The organism is Leeuwenhoekiella marinoflava DSM 3653, from assembly GCF_900129005.1.
In the GTDB taxonomy this organism is placed as follows: domain Bacteria; phylum Bacteroidota; class Bacteroidia; order Flavobacteriales; family Flavobacteriaceae; genus Leeuwenhoekiella; species Leeuwenhoekiella marinoflava.
This window is the reverse complement of the sequence record NZ_FQUN01000027.1, coordinates 1-24910: the sequence shown is the minus strand read 5'-3', so window position 1 is coordinate 24910 and position 24910 is coordinate 1. Positions and strand designations below refer to the sequence as shown.

The 24910-nt window shown below is 34.7% G+C and carries 26 protein-coding genes; 13 read left to right on the top strand and 13 right to left on the bottom strand.

The window, feature by feature from the left end; genetic code table 11:
• Positions 1-19 precede the first annotated feature (19 nt).
• Both BUB91_RS19365 and BUB91_RS19360 read right to left on the bottom strand, forming a co-directional pair.
• Positions 20-499, bottom strand: a complete 480-nt coding sequence (locus BUB91_RS19365; protein WP_009780242.1) for an Lrp/AsnC family transcriptional regulator — start codon at positions 497-499, stop codon at positions 20-22.
• A gap of 55 nt (positions 500-554) precedes the next feature.
• Positions 555-1736 carry a M14 family zinc carboxypeptidase gene (locus BUB91_RS19360; protein ID WP_241652681.1) on the bottom strand — a complete coding sequence of 394 codons (1182 nt, stop codon included), beginning with the start codon at positions 1734-1736 and terminating at the stop codon, positions 555-557.
• A 285-nt stretch (positions 1737-2021) separates the two neighbouring features.
• Here BUB91_RS19360 and BUB91_RS19355 point away from each other — a divergent pair, with 285 nt between their 5' ends.
• The gene (locus BUB91_RS19355; RefSeq protein ID WP_073100880.1) at positions 2022-2459 is read left to right on the top strand and encodes a helix-turn-helix domain-containing protein; all 438 of its coding nucleotides are present in this window, start codon (positions 2022-2024) and stop codon (positions 2457-2459) included.
• A gap of 51 nt (positions 2460-2510) precedes the next feature.
• Complete coding sequence (locus tag BUB91_RS19350; RefSeq protein ID WP_241652680.1) at positions 2511-2891, top strand: DNA topoisomerase IV; 381 nt, start codon at positions 2511-2513, stop codon at positions 2889-2891.
• A 38-nt stretch (positions 2892-2929) separates the two neighbouring features.
• On the opposite strand, the gene BUB91_RS19345 is transcribed toward BUB91_RS19350, so the two are convergent.
• From BUB91_RS19345 to BUB91_RS19325, 5 genes are all read right to left on the bottom strand, one after another.
• Entirely contained in the window at positions 2930-4987 is a 2058-nt protein-coding gene (locus BUB91_RS19345) for a response regulator (protein WP_073100877.1), read from the bottom strand.
• 115 nt (positions 4988-5102) lie between these two features.
• Positions 5103-5552: a large conductance mechanosensitive channel protein MscL gene (mscL, locus tag BUB91_RS19340; protein WP_073100875.1), complete on the bottom strand. Its 450-nt coding sequence runs from the start codon at positions 5550-5552 to the stop codon at positions 5103-5105.
• A 3-nt stretch (positions 5553-5555) separates the two neighbouring features.
• A complete protein-coding gene (locus BUB91_RS19335) occupies positions 5556-8183 on the bottom strand; it encodes a DNA gyrase/topoisomerase IV subunit A (RefSeq protein WP_073100873.1) in 2628 nt (875 codons plus the stop codon).
• 41 nt (positions 8184-8224) lie between these two features.
• Positions 8225-10081, bottom strand: a complete 1857-nt coding sequence (locus BUB91_RS19330) for a DNA topoisomerase IV subunit B (protein ID WP_073100871.1) — start codon at positions 10079-10081, stop codon at positions 8225-8227.
• A gap of 115 nt (positions 10082-10196) precedes the next feature.
• Positions 10197-10874, bottom strand: a complete 678-nt coding sequence (locus BUB91_RS19325; protein ID WP_073100869.1) for a DUF2461 domain-containing protein — start codon at positions 10872-10874, stop codon at positions 10197-10199.
• A gap of 109 nt (positions 10875-10983) precedes the next feature.
• On the opposite strand from BUB91_RS19325, the gene BUB91_RS19320 reads away from it, so the two are divergent.
• Entirely contained in the window at positions 10984-11415 is a 432-nt protein-coding gene (locus BUB91_RS19320) for a hypothetical protein (protein WP_073100867.1), read from the top strand.
• 27 nt (positions 11416-11442) lie between these two features.
• Here BUB91_RS19320 and corA read toward each other — a convergent pair whose 3' ends face one another.
• From corA to BUB91_RS19305, 3 genes are all read right to left on the bottom strand, one after another.
• Positions 11443-12549, bottom strand: a complete 1107-nt coding sequence (gene corA / locus BUB91_RS19315; RefSeq protein ID WP_073100865.1) for a magnesium/cobalt transporter CorA — start codon at positions 12547-12549, stop codon at positions 11443-11445.
• A 74-nt stretch (positions 12550-12623) separates the two neighbouring features.
• The gene (locus BUB91_RS19310) at positions 12624-13169 is read right to left on the bottom strand and encodes a type 1 glutamine amidotransferase domain-containing protein (RefSeq protein ID WP_073100863.1); all 546 of its coding nucleotides are present in this window, start codon (positions 13167-13169) and stop codon (positions 12624-12626) included.
• Between the two features lie 150 nt (positions 13170-13319).
• Complete coding sequence (locus BUB91_RS19305) at positions 13320-14102, bottom strand: tRNA pseudouridine synthase A (protein ID WP_073100861.1); 783 nt, start codon at positions 14100-14102, stop codon at positions 13320-13322.
• Positions 14103-14291: 189 nt separating this feature from the next.
• Here BUB91_RS19305 and epsC point away from each other — a divergent pair, with 189 nt between their 5' ends.
• Genes epsC through BUB91_RS19290 form a run of 3 tightly spaced genes read left to right on the top strand, consistent with a single transcriptional unit; the run spans position 14292 to position 16809 of the window.
• Complete coding sequence (epsC, locus tag BUB91_RS19300) at positions 14292-15086, top strand: serine O-acetyltransferase EpsC (RefSeq protein ID WP_073100950.1); 795 nt, start codon at positions 14292-14294, stop codon at positions 15084-15086.
• Positions 15087-15109: 23 nt separating this feature from the next.
• A complete protein-coding gene (cysM, locus tag BUB91_RS19295) occupies positions 15110-15994 on the top strand; it encodes a cysteine synthase CysM (protein WP_073100859.1) in 885 nt (294 codons plus the stop codon).
• Entirely contained in the window at positions 15991-16809 is an 819-nt protein-coding gene (locus tag BUB91_RS19290; protein WP_073100856.1) for a DUF1853 family protein, read from the top strand. The genes cysM and BUB91_RS19290 overlap by 4 nt, the downstream gene beginning before the upstream one ends.
• Positions 16810-16811: 2 nt before the next feature.
• Here BUB91_RS19290 and BUB91_RS19285 read toward each other — a convergent pair whose 3' ends face one another.
• On the bottom strand, positions 16812-17276 hold the full coding sequence (locus BUB91_RS19285) for a cold-shock protein (RefSeq protein WP_073100854.1): 465 nt from the start codon (positions 17274-17276) through the stop codon (positions 16812-16814).
• Between the two features lie 316 nt (positions 17277-17592).
• Between BUB91_RS19285 and BUB91_RS19280 the strand changes: the two genes are divergently transcribed.
• The 3 genes from BUB91_RS19280 to BUB91_RS19270 are packed head-to-tail and all read left to right on the top strand — an operon-like array spanning position 17593 to position 19522.
• On the top strand, positions 17593-18219 hold the full coding sequence (locus BUB91_RS19280) for a hypothetical protein (protein WP_073100852.1): 627 nt from the start codon (positions 17593-17595) through the stop codon (positions 18217-18219).
• 2 nt (positions 18220-18221) lie between these two features.
• Positions 18222-18863, top strand: a complete 642-nt coding sequence (locus BUB91_RS19275) for a hypothetical protein (protein WP_073100850.1) — start codon at positions 18222-18224, stop codon at positions 18861-18863.
• A complete protein-coding gene (locus BUB91_RS19270) occupies positions 18860-19522 on the top strand; it encodes a hypothetical protein (RefSeq protein ID WP_073100848.1) in 663 nt (220 codons plus the stop codon). Before BUB91_RS19275 ends, BUB91_RS19270 begins: the two co-directional genes overlap by 4 nt.
• 1 nt (position 19523) lies before the next feature.
• On the opposite strand, the gene BUB91_RS19265 is transcribed toward BUB91_RS19270, so the two are convergent.
• Both BUB91_RS19265 and BUB91_RS19260 read right to left on the bottom strand, forming a co-directional pair.
• Positions 19524-20792 (bottom strand): MFS transporter, encoded by a 1269-nt coding sequence (locus BUB91_RS19265; RefSeq protein ID WP_073100846.1) that lies wholly within the window; start codon positions 20790-20792, stop codon positions 19524-19526.
• 69 nt (positions 20793-20861) lie between these two features.
• Entirely contained in the window at positions 20862-21323 is a 462-nt protein-coding gene (locus BUB91_RS19260) for a DUF6428 family protein (RefSeq protein WP_073100844.1), read from the bottom strand.
• Positions 21324-21502: 179 nt separating this feature from the next.
• On the opposite strand from BUB91_RS19260, the gene BUB91_RS19255 reads away from it, so the two are divergent.
• From BUB91_RS19255 to BUB91_RS19240, 4 genes are all read left to right on the top strand, one after another.
• Positions 21503-21973, top strand: a complete 471-nt coding sequence (locus tag BUB91_RS19255) for a ferritin-like domain-containing protein (protein ID WP_073100842.1) — start codon at positions 21503-21505, stop codon at positions 21971-21973.
• Positions 21974-22196: 223 nt separating this feature from the next.
• The gene (locus BUB91_RS19250) at positions 22197-23387 is read left to right on the top strand and encodes a pyridoxal phosphate-dependent aminotransferase (protein ID WP_073100839.1); all 1191 of its coding nucleotides are present in this window, start codon (positions 22197-22199) and stop codon (positions 23385-23387) included.
• A gap of 2 nt (positions 23388-23389) precedes the next feature.
• Positions 23390-24538, top strand: coding sequence for an AEC family transporter (locus tag BUB91_RS19245; protein WP_073100837.1), 1149 nt, complete (start codon positions 23390-23392; stop codon positions 24536-24538).
• 106 nt (positions 24539-24644) lie between these two features.
• Positions 24645-24910 (top strand): transposase (locus BUB91_RS19240; protein WP_175551014.1); only part of this gene is annotated, 266 nt, incomplete at its 3' end.

Sequence of the window (24910 nt, the reverse complement as noted above, 5' to 3'; positions counted from 1 at the left end):
AAATATTCTTTGGTTTACTTTAAAGGTCTTGAAAAATACTATGCATTAAACGCTTCTTATCATTAATGCTTTCATCAAGAGATATCATCGTTTCAGTACGATAAACACCCTCAATATCATCTAGCATAAAGATAATGTTTTTAGCATGCTCAGTATTTTTAGCACGTACTTTACAGAAAATATTAAATTTCCCTGTAGTAACATGTGCTACCGTAACATAAGGAATTTGATTGATACGCTCCAAAACAAATGTGGTTTGACTTGTTTTATTGATGTAGATGCCTACATAAGCGATAAAGGAATAACCTAGTTTAGCATAGTCAAGCGTTAACGATGATCCTACAATGATACCAGCTTCTTCCATCTTTTTTACACGTACATGAACAGTACCGGCAGAGATCAATAATTTCTTTGCTATATCTGTAAAAGGTGTTCTGGTATTCTCTATCAACATATCTAAGATCTGATGATCAACCTCGTCTAATTTGAATTTCGCCATTATTAATTGATTAAATTATATATAAATCAAAAATAACATAAAATCACTGAATAATTCACAATAAATTGTTGCTTTTTACCGAAAACGTTGTAGGTAATTTGCCATTTACTTGAATTTTCTCAATAATATTTCCGATTTCAAATTTAAAATCAGCAGGAATCAGTGGTTTTTTAGATTCAAAATCAATTTCACAATGTCCCTTAAAGTCAACCAATTCAGCTATTTGCGCGATTTTAGGAACAAAATTCAACTCATTTCCTATCAGTGTTTCTTCAAACTGAATAGCCATATCTGTCACCCCTATTTCAGGTAATTCTATGTTGCGAATTATGTAGTCGAAAAAGCACTTTTTGTTCTCAGGAATCGAAAAATAGGGATTTGAGGAGGGCGTTTTTTCAGATTTAAGCAATAGAACAGACTCAAAAACGCGAATTAGTGATAAAAACATAAAAATTCTTGTGACTTCCCGGTCATAATCTCCCGGAAAATGACCTGCTTCAAAAAGTATCGTTGGTATGTTTCTATGCTGAAGGGTATCGCCTACACAATTCATATTGAAACCATCATCATAGCGCCCTACACAATCAGGTATAAATTCCTGAAGCATTTGATTCAGGTCTGAAATAATCGCCATTCCTTTTTTACGAGAATGCGTAACAGTTCGTAATTCATCTTGAGATGGCGATAAAAATGAGACTGTTGCACTTTTAACCGGATCTCCCACTCCAAAAATCGTTCGTTGTCCATGAAGATTAAGACAATAATCGGGTTTTAAAGATGTGTAAAGCTCTTTTAGTATAACACTTTCTGGCTGAGAACAATCTTGTGCATCTCTGTTAAGGTCTATTTTATTTGCATTAATACGTGTATAAGCCTGAGCTCCGTCAGGATTCAACATAGGCACCATAGTAAAAGTGAATTCAGCAAGGAACTTTTTAACCTCAGATTCCCCTCTATTGGTATCAAACCATTTAAAGAGATCAAACAGTGCCTTAGTGGTCGTACTCTCATTACCATGCATCTGAGACCAACCCAAAACTTTAATTGGCCCTGTACCAAATGTGATTTTAGAGACAGGTCTATTTTCTACAGAATGCCCCAGCGTTTCCACAGAGAATAAATCTGAGAGATTGTCTAATAATGGTTGGATAGTGTTGAGTGTTATATACCTCCCAAAAAGGGCAGACTCTTTATGGCTGTTATGCCAATCTTTTAAAGCAGAATAATTCATCATCATAATTGAATTACAAATGTAAACATTCAATTATTTACAAATGTAAACACGATATTCTTACATTATTGTTTACAACTGTAAATGCTGATTACTTAGATTCAGAGCTAGGTTATGGAAATATTCCTTTTACCATACTTGAATTAATTAAATAGCTTATATTAAGTTATTTAAGGATTATTGAGTTAAGTTTTAATTTAATGTTTATAGACTTATTTTACAAATGTAACGTGTCAAATGTAAAATAAATAATTACATTTGTAACACTTTAACGGCTATGCAAATTTTACAATGGTAAACAGCGATCAATTTAGTAAACGGCTCCAAAAGGTAATGGATGAGTATGATTTAAACGCTACTTCTTTTGCTGATGCTATAGATGTAGGCCGCTCTTCTATTTCACATATTATTTCTGGTCGTAACAAACCCAGTCTGGAATTTGTGATGAAAATCATTGCAGCATTTCCTGAAGTAGAATTGTATTGGTTACTTAATGGTAAAGGAAGTTTTCCTAAAAAGACAATTGTAAACATCCCTCCTAGAAAAAATGACGAGAATCAGCTAGAAGCAAATTTTGAAGAAAAAAAGCAATCTGAGCAAAAGGATACTCCTGATTCAATAGAGCAGATATTTCCGAATCAATCAGAATCAAGAACAAGTTCTAATTCAGAAATAGAGCAAATTGTTATTTTCTATAAAGACGGAACCTTTAAGAATTTCCTGCCCTAATCTATGCTGTATAGGTATTATAACTTGAAGATTTAGCCGTATTTTTACAACATGATGCTGAAGAAATTTATATTAGTACTGGTCACATCGTTCATTTTAGTTGGTTGCTACAATCAGGAAAAAAACTGTACCGATTTTAAAACGGGTACGTTTACGTTTGAAACTTATTTGAATGGGGAAGTCGTTAAGACTACTTTTACGCGTAATGATACCCTTGAAATTGATTTTTACCAAGGTCAAGTAGATTCTTCTAACATAAGATGGATTAACGATTGTGAATACATTGCCGAAAAGATTAATCCCACAGGTATTATGGATCGTAAAGCACTGCATTTTAAAATACTTACTACAAAAGATAACACCTATACCTTTGAATACGCTCTTGTAGGTGAAACGAAGAAGCAAAAAGGTACTGTAACGAAGATAGAATAGGCTCTTTAGTTGTACTGTTTAGAATAACCTAGAATGGCTTAAACTACATTTCGTGAAGTTGAGCCAAAATAATCTTCAATTACTGCTATCAATTTATTTTTATCGATAGGCTTTGTAAGATAATTGCTCATTCCACTACTGATACCTTCGTTTATAGAATTTAAGGTAGTATCAGCAGATAGCCCCATAACAATAGTGTTTTTATTGGTTCTTTTTATCAATCGAGTAGCTTCAAAACCGTCAATATCTGGCATATGAATGTCCATAAATATCAGGTCATAATTCTTAGCCTGAGCTTTTTCAACAGCTTCAGAACCATTATAAGCAATATCTGCATGGAGACCTATTTTCTTAAGTAGTTGAGATAAGATAACAACATTCAATTTATTATCATCGACAGCCAAAATAGATAACTCAGGCAGATCTTTGTTAAGAATTTCCTCTTTTTGTTTAGTTGGTACTTGCAAACAATCAAATTTAAGATTGATTATAAACTCAGAGCCTTTACCTTCTTCACTGGTAACTTCTATATTTCCGTTAAGAAGTTGAGCAAGATATTGAGCTATAAATAAGCCTAATCCTCCTCCAGAGTGTTTTTTACGGGTACCGGTATCGAGTTGTATAAAGCGGTCAAATATCTGATTTATTTTTTCTTTAGGTATACCTATACCTGTATCTCTTATGCTTATTTTAAGATGAATTTGTTCGTTAACTTCTTTTTCTTCATACATAACGAAAATACTCCCAGAAGTTGTGAATTTTATCGCATTGCTAAGAATGTTAGTAATAATCTGTTCAAATTTGGCACGGTCACCTAAAACAGTTTTATTTTTAAGCGAATTTACGCTCAGCGATAAGTCAAGGCCTTTGCGCTCTATTATTTGATTATGAAAAGAAACTAGACTTTCTAAAACACAGGCAGGACTGAATTCTATTTGAGCTATCTCTACAAAACCAGATTCAATCTTGTCTAATCGTAAGATATCGTTAATAAGATCGAGTAAAGTTTTAGATGATTTTTTAAGTAACTCTAAATAATCTTCTTCTTTAAAATCGTCATTACCAGAACCCATAAGATCTGTAATACCTACAATAGCATTGAGCGGTGTACGTATTTCGTGACTCATATTTGATAAAAACTCAGATTTAGCGGTAGAAGCTAGCTTTGCTTTTTCGGTTTGCTGCTCAAGCTCTGTATTTACCAATTGAAGTTTTTTATTTGTTTCCAAAGCTTCATGAGTAGCAATACGCAAATTACTATTGAAGAATTGTAACAATCCTATACAAAACGATAATAACAAACCAACTCCCAGCGCTAAGTTGGCTACCTTAAGACTATCTCTAAATATATTAGGGTTAGCAAATGTTAATTGAAAATGCCAGGATTCTTGAATATCAGAATCCATAACCAGCGCGGTATCAAAAATATATTCCGAGTCTGTTTGAGCCGAATCAAAGTTATTATAGTTGTAAAATGGGGTGCCGGTTTCATCTTCAATTTTTATTGCGAAATCTTCTAGGTAGTAACTTAAACGATCAAATTCTGAATTAAAATTCATTCCACCGGTTACAGTGCCGTCAAATGTATCTTCAAAATAGATAGGTACATCTATAAGAAAAGAATTGCCACCCTGAGAGAGCTGCAGCCAATTAGTGATATTTGTAAGTCCTAGTTCTGATTTTGTTTTCCAGTCTGAATACCGGTAATCTAACTTAGTGATGTCAAGACCTATTGCAGGGCCATTTTTTATGCGAGGGTAAATATCTTTAATAATTCCTTCTTCAGAAATTAACTCAACAAAAGTAAGAGACTCATTTTGTATAAGTAAACGTTGTGCATCTTGTTTCCAATAGCTGTAGAACTCGCCATCTGTTTCTTCAATACGCTCAGCCAGATTATGAATAGCTTGAACATTATCACGTACGGTACGTTTAAAATCTTGTGCTGCTAAGCTACCGGTGAGTTGTATTTGATCAGAAAGACGTTTTGGAAGATCGGCTTTAAATTTCAGATATATAGATAGGCAAAAACCTGCCGGAATCAGAAAACAAAGCAGGGAAATCCAATAGTGCTTTTTTGGTATTTTTTTGAACATTATATTCCCTATAGCTTTCTGTTAATAAAAACTAAAATACTGAAATATAATGTAGTTCAGCAATAAAATACAAACATTAATCGAATTAATTTTTCATAATTTTTAAAAAACCTTTTTATTTAGCTGAATTATTTTTGGTCAGAATTTTATTTTGCTCCTCCAAAAGCTCATTCATTTTAGCAAGTAGCTGAATATTTTTAGGCATTTCTACAGTAGGATTTTTCTCATCTTCACTTTTAGCACGCAGTGTATTCATCAGCTTAACAATTGAAAACACAACAACTGAAATAATGAAAAAATTTATAAAAACAGTGATCAATTCACCATAAGCAACAGTTACTTGTTCTACTTCAATGCCTTTAGAATTAGTATACGCGCCTCTCAAAACCAACTGCTTATTGGCAAAATTTACACCGTCTGTAAGTAAAGTTAATGGTGGCATCATCACTTGTTTAACCAATACATCTATTACTTCTTGAAAAGCTGCACCAATTATAACACCAACAGCAATGTCAACCATATTGCCTTTTACAGCAAAGTTTTTAAACTCTTGTATTAAGCCCATATTTTAAAATAATGATCCTTGAGTTGCGTCTCCAGAGTCTTCATCTGTATCTTGATCTTGTGAAGATTCAGAATCTGAAAGTGATTCTTCAGCAGGTTCTATTTCTTCTGGTATTTCTACCTCGTAAGGAAGCGGATCTAGTAAATTGAGTTGTTTTAGTTTTTCTGTATAAAACTGATTACCTAATGCATTTATTCCTTTAACAGCAATAAATTCTTCAATATCAACAGATTCATTAGGTCTTTGATCCTTGTTTCGTTCTTTATAAAAGACCATCTCTACTACAGGTCTGTATTCTGTAGAAATGAGTTCTAATTGCGTGTCAGCATGGTCAGAAACAAAGAATTCTTCTTTCTCAGGATTTTCAATAAGGAAGCGCTTAACATAATAGCGCTCTCGGTTTCCATCCCAGTAGATTGCTGATATTGGTTTTTCCGGAATCCATTTCTCAAGAACAATTATTTTGTCGTCAAAACGTGTTGTGAGTTCTGGAGTAATTGTTTTTGCAATTCCATCTTGAGTTATGATTAGGAGCCTGTCTTCTCCTTTAAACTCACCCAATAACTCCCCGCGCCCGTCAACATTGAGGCGCTGAACAGTATCATCAAACCAAATTTTACGAGGTTTAAGCGTGGAAACACCTTTCTCTTTAAGGTCAATCGTTTTTACAGAATGCTTAGTAACCAGGTTTCCGTTGGCATTTCTACCTTTTATAAGAATATCTGAAAAATCAAGATCAAACTTCAATTTTTTCACATTTCCTACAGATCTTAAATAAATGGAAACAACTTCAGCTTCTCCATTAGGATTTGCAGAAAAATATAAAACTTGAGAGCCCTTCTTCCCTTTTGTCATCGGGTATTCCCGATCCCGCGTAGTACTGGTGACATTAAAACGCTTCACATAAGTAGCTCCACCTTTTCCGTCTCTATAAATCATATTATAGATAGTACGCTTGTCTTTTTTCTTATAAACTGCGACGTGTATAATGTCTTTACCTACAAAGGTTTTGGTATCGACTTTAGTCACCATCATAATTCCTTCTTTGGTAAATACAATGATATCATCAATATCTGCACAGTCAGTAACGTACTCATCTTTCTTAAGAGAAGTCCCAATAAAACCTTCTTTACGGTTTACATATAACTTGGTATTACGAATAATTACTTTTGAAGCTTCAATATCATCAAAAAGCTTGATCTCTGTTTTACGATCTCTTCCTACTCCGTATTCTTTCTTCAGTCTTTTGAAATAAGCAATAGCAAAATCTGTAAGATTTGCTAAATGATACTTAACCGCTGCAATCTGATCTTCTAAAGCTTCAATCTTTTGCTGGGCTTTATCAATATCAAATTTTGAAATACGCTTAATTCGTATTTCGGTAAGACGTACCAGATCTTCTTCAATTACTGGTCTTTTTAAATGAGCTATATGTGGTTTTAAGCCTTCATCTATAGCATTAAGAACTCCTTCCCAAGTTGTTTCTTCTTCAATAGCCCGGTAAATTCTATTTTCTATAAATATGCGTTCTAGAGAAGCATAATGCCATTGATTTTCTAACTCCTGAAGCTGAATTTCTAATTCCTGACGCAATAAATCTTTTGTGCGATCTGTAGAAATACGAAGCATTTCGGTAACACCTACAAAGAGCGGTTTGTTGTCTTCAATAACACAGCCCAAAGGCGAAATAGAAACCTCACAATTTGTAAATGCATATAAAGCACCTATAGTTTTATCTGGTGAAAGACCCGGAGGTAAATGCACCAAAATTTCAACTTGAGAAGACGTGTTGTCCTCAATCTTCTTTACTTTAATCTTTCCTTTATCATTCGCTTTTAAAATACTATCAATCAGCGATGTAGTAGTTGTACTGAAAGGAATTTCTGTTATGACTAACGTGTTCTTGTCAAGCTGGTTTATTTTAGCTCTAACACGAACTTTTCCTCCACGTTTTCCGTCTTTATAATCAGTAAAGTCAGCTTCTCCTGCGGACGGAAAATCGGGTAAAATTGTAAATTTTTTTCCTTGAAGATGTTTTATAGAACCATCTATAAGTTCGTTAAAGTTATGCGGTAAAACCTTTGTACTTAAACCCACCGCGATACCTTCTGCTCCCTGAGCTAAAAGCAACGGAAACTTAACCGGAAGATTTATAGGTTCTTTGCGACGACCGTCATAAGAAGATTGCCATTCGGTAATTTTTGGACTAAATAATACCTCTAGCGCAAATTTTGAAAGTCGGGCTTCAATATATCTGGATGCTGCTGCACTATCTCCGGTCAACGTATTTCCCCAGTTACCCTGAGTATCAATAAGTAAGTCTTTTTGCCCCATCTGTACCATCGCATCAGCGATACTGGCGTCACCGTGCGGGTGATACTGCATGGTATGTCCAACAATGTTTGCCACTTTATTATAGCGCCCATCATCAAGGTCTTTCATAGAATGCATGATACGACGTTGCACCGGTTTAAAACCGTCTTCTATTGCCGGGACTGCACGCTCTAAAATTACATACGAGGCATAGTCAAGAAACCAGTCTTTAAACATACCCGTTACCCGGGTAATGGTCTCGCCTGAATGCTCTTCTTCTGGATTGTCTAAATTTGGATCTTCGTAATTTTCGCTCATAACTGTTTATCCGGGTAGATAAATATGGGGTTTATAGCGTTTTAGTTTTCTAAAACGGGATCTAATTCTACTTTCAGGTTATTTATAATAAATTTTTGTCTGTCTGGGGTGTTTTTACCCATATAGAACTGTAAAATTTCTTCGATTGATATCGCTTCATCAAGCATAATAGGTGCTAAGCGAATACTTTCTCCAATAAAATGTTTGAATTCATCCGGAGATATTTCACCTAAACCTTTAAATCGGGTGATCTCAGGTTTACCGCTTAATTCTTCAATAGCATCTCTACGCTCTTGCTCACTATAGCAGTATATGGTTTTCTTTTTATTACGCACTCTAAAAAGCGGCGTTTCTAAAATATACAAATGTCCTTCTTTAATCAATTCGGGGAAAAATTGCAGGAAAAAGGTGATCAAAAGCAATCTAATGTGCATTCCGTCAACATCGGCATCTGTTGCGATAACAATATTATTGTAGCGCAAATCTCCCATAGATTCTTCAATATTGAGCGCAGATTGTAATAAATTGAATTCCTCATTCTCATATACAATCTTCTTACTCATATTGTACGAGTTGAGCGGTTTACCACGTAAGCTAAATACCGCCTGCGTATTCACATCCCGGGATTTTGTTATAGACCCCGAAGCCGAATCTCCTTCGGTAATAAACAAAGTACTCTCGAGATTACGCTCTTTCTTGCTGTCTGTCAAATGAATACGACAATCCCGTAATTTCTTATTGTGAAGACTGGCTTTTTTAGCGCGTTCCTTAGCCAGTTTTCTAATTCCACTAAGTTCTGTACGTTCGCGCTCTGCCTGTAAAATCTTGCGTTGCAGCTTTTCAGCAGTTTCAGGATTTTTATGGAGGTAATTATCGAGTTTGGTCTTCAGAAAATCATTTATATAGGTACGTACAGTAGGTAATTCACCTCCCATATCTGTAGAACCCAGTTTGGTTTTGGTCTGTGACTCAAAAACCGGTTCCATTACCTTAATACTTATTGCCGAAACAATTGACTTTCTAATATCTGAAGCATCATAATTCTTATTGTAGAATTCACGGACCGTTTTTACCACAGCTTCGCGGAAAGCTGCTAAATGCGTTCCACCTTGTGTGGTATTTTGCCCGTTAACAAAAGAGTGATACTCTTCTGAATATTGCGTTCTGCTGTGTGTAAGTGCAACTTCTATATCATCTCCGCGTAAGTGAATTATCGGGTATAAAATATCAGTTTCTGCGATGCGGTCACCCAATAAATCTTTTAAACCATTCTCTGAATAGAATTTTTCGCCATTAAAAACAATCGTTAATCCCGGGTTGAGATAAACATAGTTTTTGAGCATTCGGGCTACATATTCATTTCTAAATTTGTAGTTCTTAAAAATAGCTTCATCAGGAACAAACGTAATTTTGGTACCTTTTCTTCGGGAAGTCTCTTCTAAAAACTCCTCATCTTTTAAGTTTCCACGTTCAAATTCTGCTGCTGCAGATTTTCCGTCTCGGCTAGATTCAACTCTAAAATATTCTGACAAGGCATTTACAGCTTTGGTACCTACCCCGTTTAGACCAACAGATTTTTTAAACGCTCGTGAATCATATTTACCTCCGGTATTCATTTTAGACACAACGTCTACAACTTTCCCTAATGGAATACCACGACCATAATCCCGGACGATAACGCGAGTTCCCTGTATGCTAACCTCTATGGTTTTACCAGATCCCATCACAAACTCATCAATAGAGTTGTCTAAAACCTCCTTTAATAGAATATAAATACCGTCATCTGCACTCGTACCGTCTCCCAGTTTACCAATGTACATACCGGGTCGCATACGTATATGTTCCTTCCAGTCAAGAGATCTAATATTATCCTCGGTGTATTTTGTTTCTTCTGCCATAAATAAAGGGATGTACGCTAATATAGGACTTCACAAACGTTTATAAAAGCCGAAAAAGTCAAAGTAATTAACAAAGTTTTCAAGATTGAAAAATGAATCTGTAATATGCTGAAAATTAGATGATACTTTCCCCGTTTAAATCTGTGGTTAAAACTTCACTCATATAATCAAAAAACGGGAGTAAAAGTTTGAAGTGCTTAACTAAGTTCTCTTGAAAGTCATCAGCGAGTACTTCTTCGTTTGTAAATGTATGACTAACAAAATAATTTTTATTACGAATCAAGTCAATATTAGGGTCTTCTTTACTAAAACCTTTCGGAGCGGTTTTCACCTGACTATCTGTATTAAATCCACCAAAGGCCTTTTTAAATTGGGGTTGTTTAAGTATTTCACGAATTGGCTCTGAATCCAATTCAAACTCCTTTCGAATTCGTAACAAATCTGCTGGTTCCGGACTAAAAAAACCGCCGCCTACAAAGCTTGTGTCTGGTGCTATCTGAAAATAATAACTCCCTCTACGCTGCACACCTTCTCGTGAAAAAATCGCGCTACGAGTAGTTTTATAAGGCATTTTATTTTTACTGAAGCGTACATCCCTATTGATTCTGAACACTTTTACGCGTTCTATCTGATCAAAAGAATTCAGCTCATCAACCGTTGCCTTGCAAAAGGTTTTAAAATCATTTTCAAGTTTTATATACTCACTTTTATGAGCATCCATCCAATCTTTGTGGTTATTCTCTTTTAATTCTTTTAAAAAAGGAAAGTACGCTTTAGGAATTTGTACAGACATATCTGAGTTTTTATTAAGATGCTATTTTAATGATCTTATGTTAATTTGAGTCAAAATAGAACTGAAAAAAAATTATTAGCTTAGTAGAATGAATCAAAAATAAAGCATTATGACCACAACCAAACCGTCTAAAAAATTCTGGATTATTTCAACAATTGCTGTTCTATGGAATTTGATGGGCATTTTTGCATTTATGGGTCAGGCGTTTGTAAGCAGTGCTATGCTTGCAGAATTACCTGCAGACCAAGCTGAACTTATCAGGAATACCCCACAATGGCTTACCGGTATTTTTGCAATTGCGACAGTAACGGGATTACTAGGTAGCATTCTCCTTGTTTTAAGAAGAAAATCTGCTACTACCCTATTCTTCATTTCAGCTGTAGGTGTTTTAATACAAATGGGGTATTCGTTTTTTGCTACCGATGCGCTTCAGGTTTATGGTATTGTTGAAGGTCTCGTTATGCCTCTAATTGTAATTCTTAGTGCCGTTTATCTTTATTTTTTCAGTGTAAAAAGCAGCAAAAAAGGACATCTAAACTAGATGCCTCAGTATATATTCCGGTACTTATTATAACCACTTTTTTCGTTTAAAATAATACAGAAGACTTAGAAATACGGCAATCATAGCTCCCCATAAATAGAAATAGCCATATTTAAAGTGCAGTTCTGGGATATAGTCAAAGTTCATCCCATAAATACCGGCCATAAATGTCAACGGAATAAAAATACTGGCCATAATGGTAAGCACCTTCATCACTTCGTTCATCTTATTACTTATGGTTGTCATATACATATCCATAAGTCCCCATGTCATCTCCCGATAAATATCAATACTATCTGTTACTTGCGTGACGTGATCGTATAAATCCCGAATATAGGTTACGGTTTTTTCATCTATGAGCGTGCTGTCTATTTTCTCAAGCCTGTTTACAACTTCCCTAAACGGAAAAACAGCTTTTCGCAGTCTTAAAACTTCTCGTTTTAACTCTTGAATATCTTGTGTAATATCCTGGTCTGCAGTGTTTGCAAATAAAATATCTTCAAGCGATTCGATGCGATCACTCATGACTTCTATCAATGTAAAGTAATGATCTACCACCGCATCCATAATCGCAAACATCAGATAATCTGAACCTGCATTTCGCACACGTCCTTTAGCATTGGCGATACGCTGACGTAACGAATCGAAAACATCACCATCTGCCTCTTGAAAAGTAATTAGAAAGTTTTCACCTAAAACTAAACTGATATGCTCATTCATAAAAGTACCATGCTCATCATAATACAGCATTTTAAAAACGATGAAAAGATAATCTGGATATTCATCTATTTTAGGACGCTGATTGGTATCAACAATATCTTCAAGAATAAGCGGGTGCAAGTTATAATGCTGACCTAGTTTTTCTATCTGATCAATTTGACTCAAGCCATTTACATTGATCCAAGAGATATCTCCAGCCAGCTGTTTGTTGAAAGCCTTTGAAACATCGTCAACTGTACTTGTTGTATAATTTGTAGGAGAATAGTCAATAAGCTCAACACTTACATGCTTTTGTTCTTTAATCCCAGTATAAGTTAGCGTACCCGGCACATCATTCTTAATGATTTTATGCGCTCTCTTAATCTTAGGTAGCTTTGGTATTTTGGGCTTTTTAATCTTTAAACGCTTATTCATAGCTTTCTTTTAAAAGCTAAAAATAGAAAAAGTCCGTCTAATGACGGACTTTAAATATTCTATAAATTCAGAAATTATGCGTGCTGTAACTCATGTTTTCCTTCGTTAATTTCTTCTATAACTTTTGCATTAAATGCCGGTAAGTCATCTGGATTTCTACTAGTTACTAGAGCTTCGTCTACAACCACTTCTTTATCAACCCATAATGCTCCTGCATTTTGCAAGTCTTTTTTAATAGAGCTGAATGAAGTTAGCGTTCTACCTTCTACAACATCTGCACTAATCAATAATTGTGGTGCATGGCAAATTGCTGCTACCGGTTTGTGTTGTTTGAAAAAATCTCTAATAAATACCAAAGCTTCTTCATTACGACGTAATTGATCCGGGTTTATTACACCACCTGGTAGTACTAAAGCATTGTATTCTTTTGCTGATACTTCAGATATTGTTTTATCTACGTCATATTCTTTTCCCCAATCTGTTGAAGCCCATGCTTTAATTTTGCCTGATTTTTCACTAATTATATGAACTTCAAATCCTTCTTTTTTCATCGCTTCTAACGGAGAAGTTAATTCAACTTCTTCAAATCCGTTTGTTGCTAATATTGCTACCTTTTTCATAATTATATAATTTTATGTTGGTTAAAATTTTATTACAGTCCAAAGATAGCCAGCAGCTTCACCTTACGGGGTTAATACCGGGTTAAAGCTTGCAGCCACAAGGTTAAGCTTTGTTAAGGCGCAGCTGCTTTAACTTAAATTATATAAAAATCATTCTAATTTTACGCTTTGGAGCATCAGACCAGAGGCTTGTGCAATATGCGTTAATGGATAAGGTGTTGAACCATCAAGACTTTTCTCAAAATCCTCTAAAGACATTTGACTACTTCCCAAATCAAAAAGCGCTCCCATCATAAGGCGCACCTGGTGTCTTTTAAATCCAGCTCCCACTACTCTAAACACATAAGAGGTTTCCGGGAAAAAATTAGCAGTATATAGGTCATTGACCTCAATAAGACTTTTTTCAATATGCATTACGGTTTGCGTTTCAGGTGAAGCTTTATAAGCATAATTGCGATAATCATGCGTGCCGCTCATCAGCTCAGCCCCCTTTTGCATCAGTTCGATATCAAGATCGTCTTTATAATTGATCATAAAAGGTGCACAAAAAGGGTGATTTTTACTTCCGAAGGAAAATAGATAGACATATTCTTTAAGCTTGGGAGCTTGTATAATATGAGTAAGTTCTTTTTTAGGGGTCACCTGAAGTAAACGAATATCTTGTGGAAGGTTATTATTAAAATCCTCAAAAAAGGTTTCCAGAGTTAAAGCTTCCTCTCTAAGAATGAGTTCAACATAGGTTTCATTCACTGAAACTTTAGAATCTGTGCGCCCCGCTGCAATGAATTTAAAATTATTACGACCCAATACATACTTTAAAGTACGTTGCATCATGCGTTCGACCGTGAGTAAATCAGGTTGCTTTTGCCAACCGTGATATCTGAAACCCAAATATTGTATTTTAAGTAAATAATAGAATTCTTTTCTAAACATAGCTCAAAAATAAGATTATTCAAGAGAATGTCTTTTGAGTTTGAAAAAGGAAAATTCCTTTGCTGAAGGGCTTTTGTACAAATACTATTCTATAAATTTGAAACTAAAACCAGAATGGTTTTATAGTGTTACTAATTGAAACTAAAAGCTGAGTAGATTAAAGCTTAATCAGTGCTTAACTTAGAAGATATGGTGAATAAGAATGAAATCGTAAATCAGATACGAGCACATAAACAAAATGCAAATCTCAACTTCAAATTAAAAGAAGACACGCAACGTTTTACCAAAGAGTTATTTTCAACACTTTTTAATTTCCCTAACGAGTTAGAAGAAGATCTGGATCGTCTGGAACGTTTATTTGAAAACCTTGTAGAACTCGCTTGCTGGGAATTAGATAAAAAATGCAGTAAAGTCTGGGATGATTATGTCGCTCAGCTCCCTGAAATACTGAGAAAACTGAATCTTGATGCTGAAGCGATTTACAAAAATGATCCTGCGGCAACTACCATTGAAGAAGTTTATTTAGCCTACCCAGGTTTTTATGCCATTGCTATCTACAGACTAAGTCACGCATTGTATAAAAAAGGATTTCCTATAGTTCCGCGTCTTATGACCGAATTTGCACATCACGTAACGGGCGTAGACATCAATCCCGGAGCTGTAATTGGTGAACACTTTTTTATGGATCATGCTACCGGAATTGTAATTGGCGAAACTGCTGTTATAAAAGATCACGTGAAATTATATCAAGGAGTAACTTTGGGTGCGCTAAGTGTTGCAAAAGACCTACAGGCCATAAAACGTCACCCTACTATTGAGGACCACGTTACGATTTACGCGAACGCGACCATATTAGGTGGAGATACCGTTATTGGTGCAAACAGTTTGATAGGAGGTAATGTTTGGCTAACCAAATCTGTTCCACCTTACTCTTTGGTATCTCACAAACCCGAAATTCTCATTAGAGAATTGGAGAAAAAATAATAAGGTATTTTAAATTGAATTTCATGAACTATTCTATAGAACGCCTTATTGGCAATACACCTTTAGTTGAATCTAAAGTTTTACAGACCAATCCAAAAGTTAAACTTCTTTTTAAACTAGAAGGTCAAAATCCAGGAGGTAGTGTAAAAGACCGTGCAGCATTTAATATGATTACCGCTGCAATGAAACGCGGGGAGATTAATAAGGAAACTAAACTTATAGAAGCGACAAGTGGAAATACAGGTATTGCTTTAGCTATGATTGCTTCTATGTACGGTCTAGATCTCGAAATCGTAATGCCAGAAAATGCAACTAAAGAACGCGTACAAACCATGCGAGCTTATGGTGCTACTGTGATTTTAACGCCAAAAGAGGTTGGTATTGAAGGAGCTCGGGATTTCGCAGAAGCGAAAGTAAAAAATGAGGGCTATTTTATGTTCAATCAGTTTTCTAATCCTGATAACTGGAAAGCACATTACAAAACAACGGGACCTGAAATCTGGAAAGATACTGAAGGAAACCTAACACATTTTGTTTCTTCAATGGGGACAACGGGAACCATTATGGGGACTTCAACCTATTTGAAAGAACAAAATGAATCAATACAAATTGTGGGCGTTCAACCTACTGATGAATCCAGTATTCCCGGTATACGCAAATGGCCACAAGAATATCTCCCTAAGATATTTGATGCAAAAAAAGTAGATCAGATACTAGAAGTTAGTGAAGCGGATGCGCGAGAAATGTCTAAACGATTAGCCAAAGAAGAAGGAATTTTTAGTGGAATGAGTAGCGGAGGTGCTACTGTAGCAGCTTTGCGCCTTTGTGAGCAGCTTGAAGAAGGGATTGTAGTTTCAATCATTTGTGACCGCGGTGACCGCTATTTATCTTCAGATCTTTTTGATTGATTAGCTCTCTGCAACAACAATATATTGGCTTTTTAAATACTCCGCAATTACAATTATTTGCGGAAGATTTTCCCTATTCTAATTTTAGGCTAACGGAAGTACTTGAGAAACTTCCGGTCGATTTTATAATGCCTGATTCTATTCGTCTTGGTCAACGCATGGAAATGTTTATGCAAGCTGCGTTAAGTTCTGACAGATATCAAATTTCATCAAAAAATCTTCAGATAATTACTAAAAAGCAAACCTTAGGTGAACTTGATTTTATCCTTAATGATTTGGTTTTAAAGAAGATTATTCATCTGGAGATGGTCTATAAGTTTTATTTCTACAGACCAGAATTATCCGGAAGCTGGATTGATAAACTAATTGGTCCCAATGCTAAAGATAAGCTTCGCTTTAAATTGAATAAAATGAGTTCGCATCAGTTTCCTATACTTTACAGGCCTGAAACAGCAATCTATCTAAATAACCTAAATCTTAAAGCGGAAGATTTAATACAACAAATTAGCTTTAAAGCTCAAGTGTATTTTCCTTTTAATCAAAAAATATACGATTCAGGAATCTCAGAAGATCAAATACAAGGTTTCTATTTTAAACTAGAAGAACTGGAATTTTTCAATAAAAATGACTTCACTTTTTATATTCCGAATAAAAATGATTGGGTCTCCTCTCCTATTTTTAAAACAACGAAAACGGACAATTTCTCGGTTTTTATCAAAAAAATAAGCGCTGTTCTAGAAGAACAGCGCTCGTATATGTTTTGGGTTTTTGAATCTGACTCTAAATTTAAGAGACATTTTGCCACGTATTGGTAATATTAGATTTTACTCACACGCACAGCATTCATCCCTTTTTGACCACGCTCCAATTCATAAGCCACTTTATCATTTTCATTAAGTTCTCCTTCAAGAATTCCACTTACGTGAACAAAATACTTTTCTTGATTCTCTGTATCTATGATAAAACCAAATCCTTTAGAATGGTCAAAGAAAGAAACTTTACCTTTTCTAAATTTAGCTTCTTCAGCTGCGATTTTATCTTCTTCAGTCGTTTTGGGAACACTAATCTGAATATCTTCAATATCTACTTCAACTTTCATTGCTGGATCTGGAGGAGTATCCGTTAGGTTTCCATTGTGATCAACGTAAGCAATCATATCTTCAAAATTTCCTCCTGTTGAGTTTGCTTTACGTGCTTCTTTGCGCTTCAATTTCTCTTCGCGCTTTTTAATACGTTTTTTTTCTCGTTCTGTTTTACTATAGGTCTGTTGTGATTTAGCCATTATCTGTTTTAGGTGAATAAATAAATAGTTTGAGCAAACTGAGAGGTACTGAAACGTTGATAGTTAGATAAATTGGAGACTGATCTAATATCTGATGCTGTCAAGAACTGCTTAAGCTGAATGCCTGTATAACTCAAACTGGTGTAAATATACGATTTTTAATCTTTGTATTTACGAAGAGTAGTTTTTGATTAAAAATAAAAGAAAAAAAAGTGATTTATGTAGGATAAATATTACCTATAAATATATTAATATTAAAAAAGTGTTTATAAACTGATTTTTAGTAAATTTACACTTGTAAAACCCAATTTTATCGATGAAGAACATTACGCTGTCAAATGTTTTTTTAATTATTCTTACATGCATCTTTACCCCTGCACTATTTGCACAAGACGGTACTGGTGTTGGTATAGGTACTACAACTCCAAGGTTAAAATTAGAAGTTGCGGGGGATGCTAGAATTTCTCAAGGAGCTTCAATAGGTATAATTGACAATCTTGAAAATGACGATACTTCTACATTTTTAATTCAAGAAGATTCAGATAAAATAAAAGCTCTTGATGTTAGTAACCCAACGGGTGCGGCTTTAGGGTACATTCAAGTATACGATATTGTAAATCCTAATGAAGATTGGGTCTTAGATTTTGACACAGGTGTAAGTGCTACAGATTTTGTTTTAAATGCAATTTCAGCATCATACAATCGAGAATTAGATATATCTAATGGTTATACCATTCCATATTACTCAGCATTCATAAAAAATGGAACTTGGCATATTACGGCTGACTTTCCGGATGCAAATAATCTTGATGCAAACCAGATCGGAACTTGGACGGTAACTACACTAATTTATTCTAAAGATTTGTCAAAACAATTTGGTCAGATAATTATCCCTATGAATAACAACTCATCAAGTGCAGCTACAACTCCATTTATTGATTAATTATGAAAAAATTATCGGTTTATTTTTTTCTTTTGTTACTCATTTCCGGCTTTTGCCAAGCACAAGTTGGCATTGGTACGATTAACCCTCAAGCAGATCTTCATATAGCTGGGGATGTTATTATTCAAGATGAGTTTGAGATTAATACGTTACCTTCAGTTACATCTACAGATGAAAATTTTAAATTATTAACTCGTCAAACAAATTCTTCTCCAGTTAATGGAGAAATCACCCGTCTTGACGTAGATCAATTAACTGTTGCTCCAATTAATATTTTCAAATACTACTTCTACAATCTAAATTATGACAATATTACTGATCTAAATTTAGGGTTTGAAACATCAAGATATATTGTAGGTATTGCAGATTTCAGGTATATAGGCGCACCTGTAAACAAAGTTATTTATAACGATAGAGACGATTCTATTGGGGCATTTATCGTTCGCACTTTTGAAAGTGGTGGTACTTGGCATTTAGAAATACGAAATAAGTTTTTAAACACAACAGATAGTATAAATCAAGTTCAATATGAGGTTACTTTTATAGTTTACGATACCAGCTTCTATAGACAATTACCTAAAATAACAACCAATCTAGGCGGAAGTAATACCGGCATTACATCTTCAATTCCAAACTTATATTGAAAACAAAATCTTACATAAAGTCTTTTTATACTTTATTACAATTATTAGCAGCATTTTCAATTTCTGCTCAGGTAGGTATTAATACATCTAAACCTACTGCTATGCTTGATGTTATTGGTGATGCTAAAATTGATTCAAAATTATTTCTAGAGAATCCAGGTAATTCTGATCAGATTAGAGGTTCTAAGCTAATTATTGAGCGCACAGATAAATCTATTGTGCAATATGATATTGATGTAAGCAAATATGGGCCTATAAATTATGCAGAACTTGTTTTTAGACAAACATCTATCCAAGGTTTAGATGATTATGATACGAAAATTAATATTGCTGATTATACTGTATCTGTGCAAGGTTTTTATTTTAGGGAATATGCTACAAATAACACTAGTGTCAACGCAGTCAGTAATTCTGGTAACAATGTAGTAGAAGGTTTTCAGGTTTATGCATATAAAAATACTGATACAAATACCTGGTTTATAAGATGTCTACCAAATAATGGTTATTTTAGAACCACAAATGGAACTAATACATCTATTGATATTTATATGAACCTCATAGTTTACAGAAAAAGATTTATAGCTAAAGAGGTAAATTATTATGATGTGGATTTAGGTAGAAACGAAACAGCTACACTACCTAAACCACCAGGCTTCTAATTTACTCTAAAGCTTCGTGTTCTTCTAAATCCTTACGCAAATCTAGCTTTCTGAATTTTGGCGAAATAATTCCGGTAAAAACAACCGTAATCAGCGTCATACTTCCTCCAAAAACAACTGCTGTAACCGTTCCCATTAATTTTGCTGTAAGTCCGCTTTCAAACGCGCCCAGTTCATTAGAGCTTCCTACAAACATAGAATTTACCGATGCTACGCGTCCTCGCATAGCGTCTGGCGTTTTCAGCTGAAGAATAGTCTGTCTGATGATCATAGATATTCCATCGGTTACACCACTCATAAATAAGGCTGCTACAGATAACCAAAACATCGTAGATAAACCAAAAATCACGATGCAGATACCAAAACCAAAGATTGCTGCAAGCAATTTCATCCCCGCATTTTTGTACAAAGGAAAATAAGCCGAAGTAAACATGGTTATCAATGCCCCTACCGCAGGCGCTGCTCTAAGGATACCAAAACCTTCAGGACCTACCTCAAGAATATCTTGTGCATATATCGGTAGGAGAGCCACAGCCCCACCAAAGAGAACAGCTATCATATCAAGACTTAATGCTCCTAAAACAGCTTTATTATTCTTTACAAAATGAATACCTTCTTTTAAACTTTGTAAAATGGGTTCACCAATTTTAGTATTCAAAATAGGTTTTCTTTCAATCTGAAATAGACAAATTAAAGCAAATAATGAAAAGCCAAATATCACACACATTGACCAGTGCACTCCTATAAGGTTTATCGTAAAACCTCCCGCCGCAGGACCAACCACAGCTCCCATTTGCCAAACCGAACTACTCCAGGTCGCTGCATTAGGGTAAATCTTTTTTGGTATAATTAAAGCAAATAAAGAAAAGATTGTTGGCCCTAGAAAGGCTCTTACAATACCTCCTAAAAATACCAGAAAGTATATAAAATATAAGGTATAATTGGTGTCAATAAATTGGGTTAAACGTGGCCAGGTTAATAAAAACAAGCCAATACTAACAACTGAAAAACCCAATAAACATTTAAAAAGTAACGAACGCTTTTCTTTTTGATCTACGATATGACCCGCAAATAAAGCAAGAGTTACTGCTGGTATGACTTCCATCAAGCCTATAATTCCAAGAGAAAGCGGATTTTTTGTAATGCTATATACTTCCCATTCGATAACCACAAATTGCATAGACCACGCAAAAACCATGGCAAATCGCATCAATAGAAAAACATTAAACTCACGATACCTAAGTGCGGCATACGGATCTTTTTTTGCCATAATAGCTAAAATATATTATGCGAAGTTAGTTCTCAGCTTGCTAGCTCTAAAGCAAATTTTGAGAAGTTTTTAGCAGCATCCATTACCTGGAATACAAGGATCTGAAGCGGCATCCATGAGCGGTGTTGTTTGTCTGTGATTAACTTTTTGATTTTCAATAGTATTTGAATAATCCAGCTCTGGTAAAAGTTTAAAATACTTTTCTGAAGCTTCAAGTTTATATATAGTAGTGCTTTCAGATTGATAAGCTATTGTAAGATCTGAATTTTCAGTATCAAATGATTGTTCAGCTAACTCTAATAGTTTTAAAAGTTTTTCCGGATGCAACCTATGGTTATAGTCTCCTGAAGGTTTTAATTGCAATACAAGAGTCCTGTTCTTTTGAAATTTTCCGCTCAGATCTATAAAATTGGAGGTCTGCTCCCCTATTCCAGTAACAGTATAATGACTAGGAACCAATTTTTTGTTAGGTAATTCAAAACCTATCTTATATGATTTTACTAGTATCTTTTTTAATTCAGAGAGGTTCATCGGTATAAATTTCAGTTATTATCAAGGATTCACACTTCTAAATTAAAAACTAACTCGGTATTGTTGTTAAGTTATTGCAAAAAAATTAAAATGTTAAAAAAATGTCTGTTTGGATAACTACCTTTACTATTCTTAATTTAAAAGGTTTCAATTAAATTACACTTCATTAAAGTAAAGCCATGAACGTTGATAAGCAAAAGCAACACGAGGAACTTGTAGATACACTTCAAAAATTACTCGTAAAAAATTATGATGCAGAAAAAGGTTTTATAAAAGCAATGCAGGAAATAAACCATACCGAACTTAAAGGTTTTATGCAACGCCAGGCCGCTAAACGAAATCAATTTGCAACTGAACTTGACAAAGAATTACATGCAATTAATGCTCGGCCTGAGAATGAAGGAAGCATTGCAGCTAATCTTCACCGGTTTTGGATAGATGCAAAAAGTATTGTAAGTAAAGATGATATTTCTTCTGTTTTAGAGGAATGTCTTAGAGGTGAAAAAATAAGTGCCGAAGAATATGAGAATGCGCTAAAAGAATTTGAATTCTCTACACACCTGCGTACAGTTATCAATAATCAGCTATCTAAAATCTATAGAACTATTGAAGATTTACAACAACTAGAAGATATTTCAAAGTTACAGTAATATCTTTTTTGAATTTAATTTCTAAAGCCTTTGATAATTGAAAATCAATTATCAAAGGCTTTTATAGTTATTAAAAAGTCTTTAAATGTATTATTAATTACTCAAAAAGAAGTTAATATAATTCTTATATTATAATTTAAACAACTCTTTTTTTACGGATTTACACCAATAATCACAATTTCATTTTCATAAATTTAAAGGAATCCAAAATAAATTGTGAATTATGAGCATTTCTCAAAATCCCAGAAGAGACTGGTTGAAAAAAATGGCATTTTCTGTCGGCGCAATTGCTGTTGCCCCTACTGCTTTATGGGCATCTACAGTAGAACAAGCACAACAAAACAATCAAAAATTTTTATATAAAAACTCAGTTTTTGATGAGTTTACACCACCCAAATTCCCAGATTTAAGTACGGTAAAAGCTCGTTTAGTATGGAATGAGAATCCGCACGGCCCTTCTAAACTTGCTGCTAAAGCTTATCAGGCAGCCGTTTGGGAAGGTAATCATTACTCTTGGTCTTCACTAGGAAAATTAGTCCAAAAGATTTCAGATAAAGAAGGAGTAACTCCAGATCAGATTATGATGGGGCCCGGTTCTTCTGATCTTTTAGAAAAAACAGCCTTGGTTTTATTTCAGCATGGTGGAAATGTTATAAGTGCAGATCCTAGTTATATGTCATTGGTAAGTGTTGCAAAAGCAGCCGGAGGTTCTTGGAAAGCTATAAAACTAACCGAAGATTATCAGCACGACCTTGATGCGATGGAAGCTGCTATTGATGAGGATACCAAATTGGTTTACATTACAAACCCTAACAACCCTACTGCTACATTAACAGATACTGAAAAGCTTAAAGATTTTTGTAGAAGGGTTTCTGATAAAGTCCCGGTTTTTGTTGACGAAGCATATCTAGAATTGGCTCCCGAAGGTTTAGACGCAAGTATGGCTCCGCTGGTTGCTGAAGGTAAAGATGTCTTTGTAACACGTACATTCTCTAAGATTCACGGTATGGCCGGACTTAGAATGGGCTATATGCTGGGGAAAAAGGAATCTCTTGATGCTATAAATGAAATTACTCGTGGCGGTATGGGTATTGCCGGACCTACTATAGATGCAGCTTCTGCAAGTATGGATGATACCGAATATCTAACTATGTGTAAAGATAAAATAAAAGAAGCTAGAGATTATACAACTTCTTATTTAGAATCTAAAGGTTTTGACTATATGCCGTCTTCAACAAACTTTGTTATTTTTCCTATTGATATGGAAGGGGATGCATTTTTAGAAAAGATATATGATAAAAGTGTAGTTGTAAGAGCATTTAAGTTTTGGGATCAAAACTGGTGCCGCGTAAGTATGGGCACGATGGAAGAAATGAAATACTTCACTGACGCTATAGACGATATTTTGGTTTAATTATGGATGTCAATTTACAAAAGACATTACTTTTTTTACTTTTTATAGGTTTAGGCTTATTGCTTAAACTGAAGATTAAGGAGAAAAAAGAACTAGCCGGTATCAAAATGATTATTTTAAATCTGGCACTACCGGCTACAATTTTTATTGCATTGCTTTCGGTTAATGTAGAAGCTTCTCTTCTCGTTTTACCATTTATAGCCTTATTACTTAATTTCTTTTTATTTCTTGTGACACCTTTTCTATTTCCATTTATAGGAATCAAAAAAGACAGTCCCAATTACAGAACTGCTCAAATGCTTATACCCTCCTTAGCACCGGGATTGAGTTGTTTTCCATTTATTTTAGAATATTTAGGCGAAGGTTATCTTGCTAAAGCGGCTATGGCAGATTTAGGAAATAAACTATTTGTGCTTTTAATATTGTACTTGGTTGCGATGAATTGGCATTATAAAACCCAAGGCATCACAAATAAATCGACGAGAGCAAAATTTAAGAGTCTTTGTATAGCAATGATCTCAGAGCCTGTAAACATTTTTATTGCAGCTGCTTTAACCCTACTGTCTCTAGGAATAAATATGAATAGTATACCGTTTTTATTCAGTGAAAGCTTGAGTAGACTAAGTTTATTAATGACGCCGCTTGTTTTATTATTTATTGGACTTTCAGTAAATATTAAAAAACGTCAATTTGCTGAAATTGTTTCTTTACTCCTAGTAAGAGCAGGAATCGTTGTGTTTTTAGCAATTGGATTGATCCTGTTTGCTGATATAGCTATAGCTGAAGATAGATTACTACTATTAGCTTTTGGGTTGAGCGCATGTAGCTTTTGGCCTTTTGCACATATAGCTGCTGTTGACGCTCAGGAAAAGCGGATTTTAAATAGCAGAAAAACATTCAATCAGAATTTTGCGATTAATATTCTGGCATTGTCGTTTCCGCTTTCTGTTGTTTTGATTTTAGGAATTTTATCTGCTGGCAATCAGATAGCAGACCTCTATACCATGGTTATTTTAGCTTTAGGGCTTTTAGGATGCGGACTTGTTTACCCCATATTTATCAAATTCACTCAAAAAAAGAATACCGAAGAGCTTCCTAATGTAACGGAAGCTGAGCAGCTATATAATCTTAAAAGAGTTTCTGAGAATTAATTTTTAAAGTTTATACTACTTTTGAAACCAAAAAGAGGCTGTCTAAAAAGTCAAGACAGCCTCTTTTTTTTATGGATTTATTCTGAATATGTTTTACTTTCATGGTATGAAAGCAAAACCTGTTTGGAAGACCGACCATCAGTCTCAGTTGAGCCTGCTTCCGCCTAGTTATGATGATTTTGTACCGCAGAACCATCCTGTACGTATAGTAAATGCGATTGTCAACCGGATCGATATAAGTTCCATTGAGGTCACTTATAAAGGCGGTGGTACATCAAGCTATCATCCCCGTGCACTGCTTAAGATACTGATCTATGCTTACCTTCGCAACCTGTATTCCTCCCGCAAGATAGAGCAGGCCCTTGGAGAGAA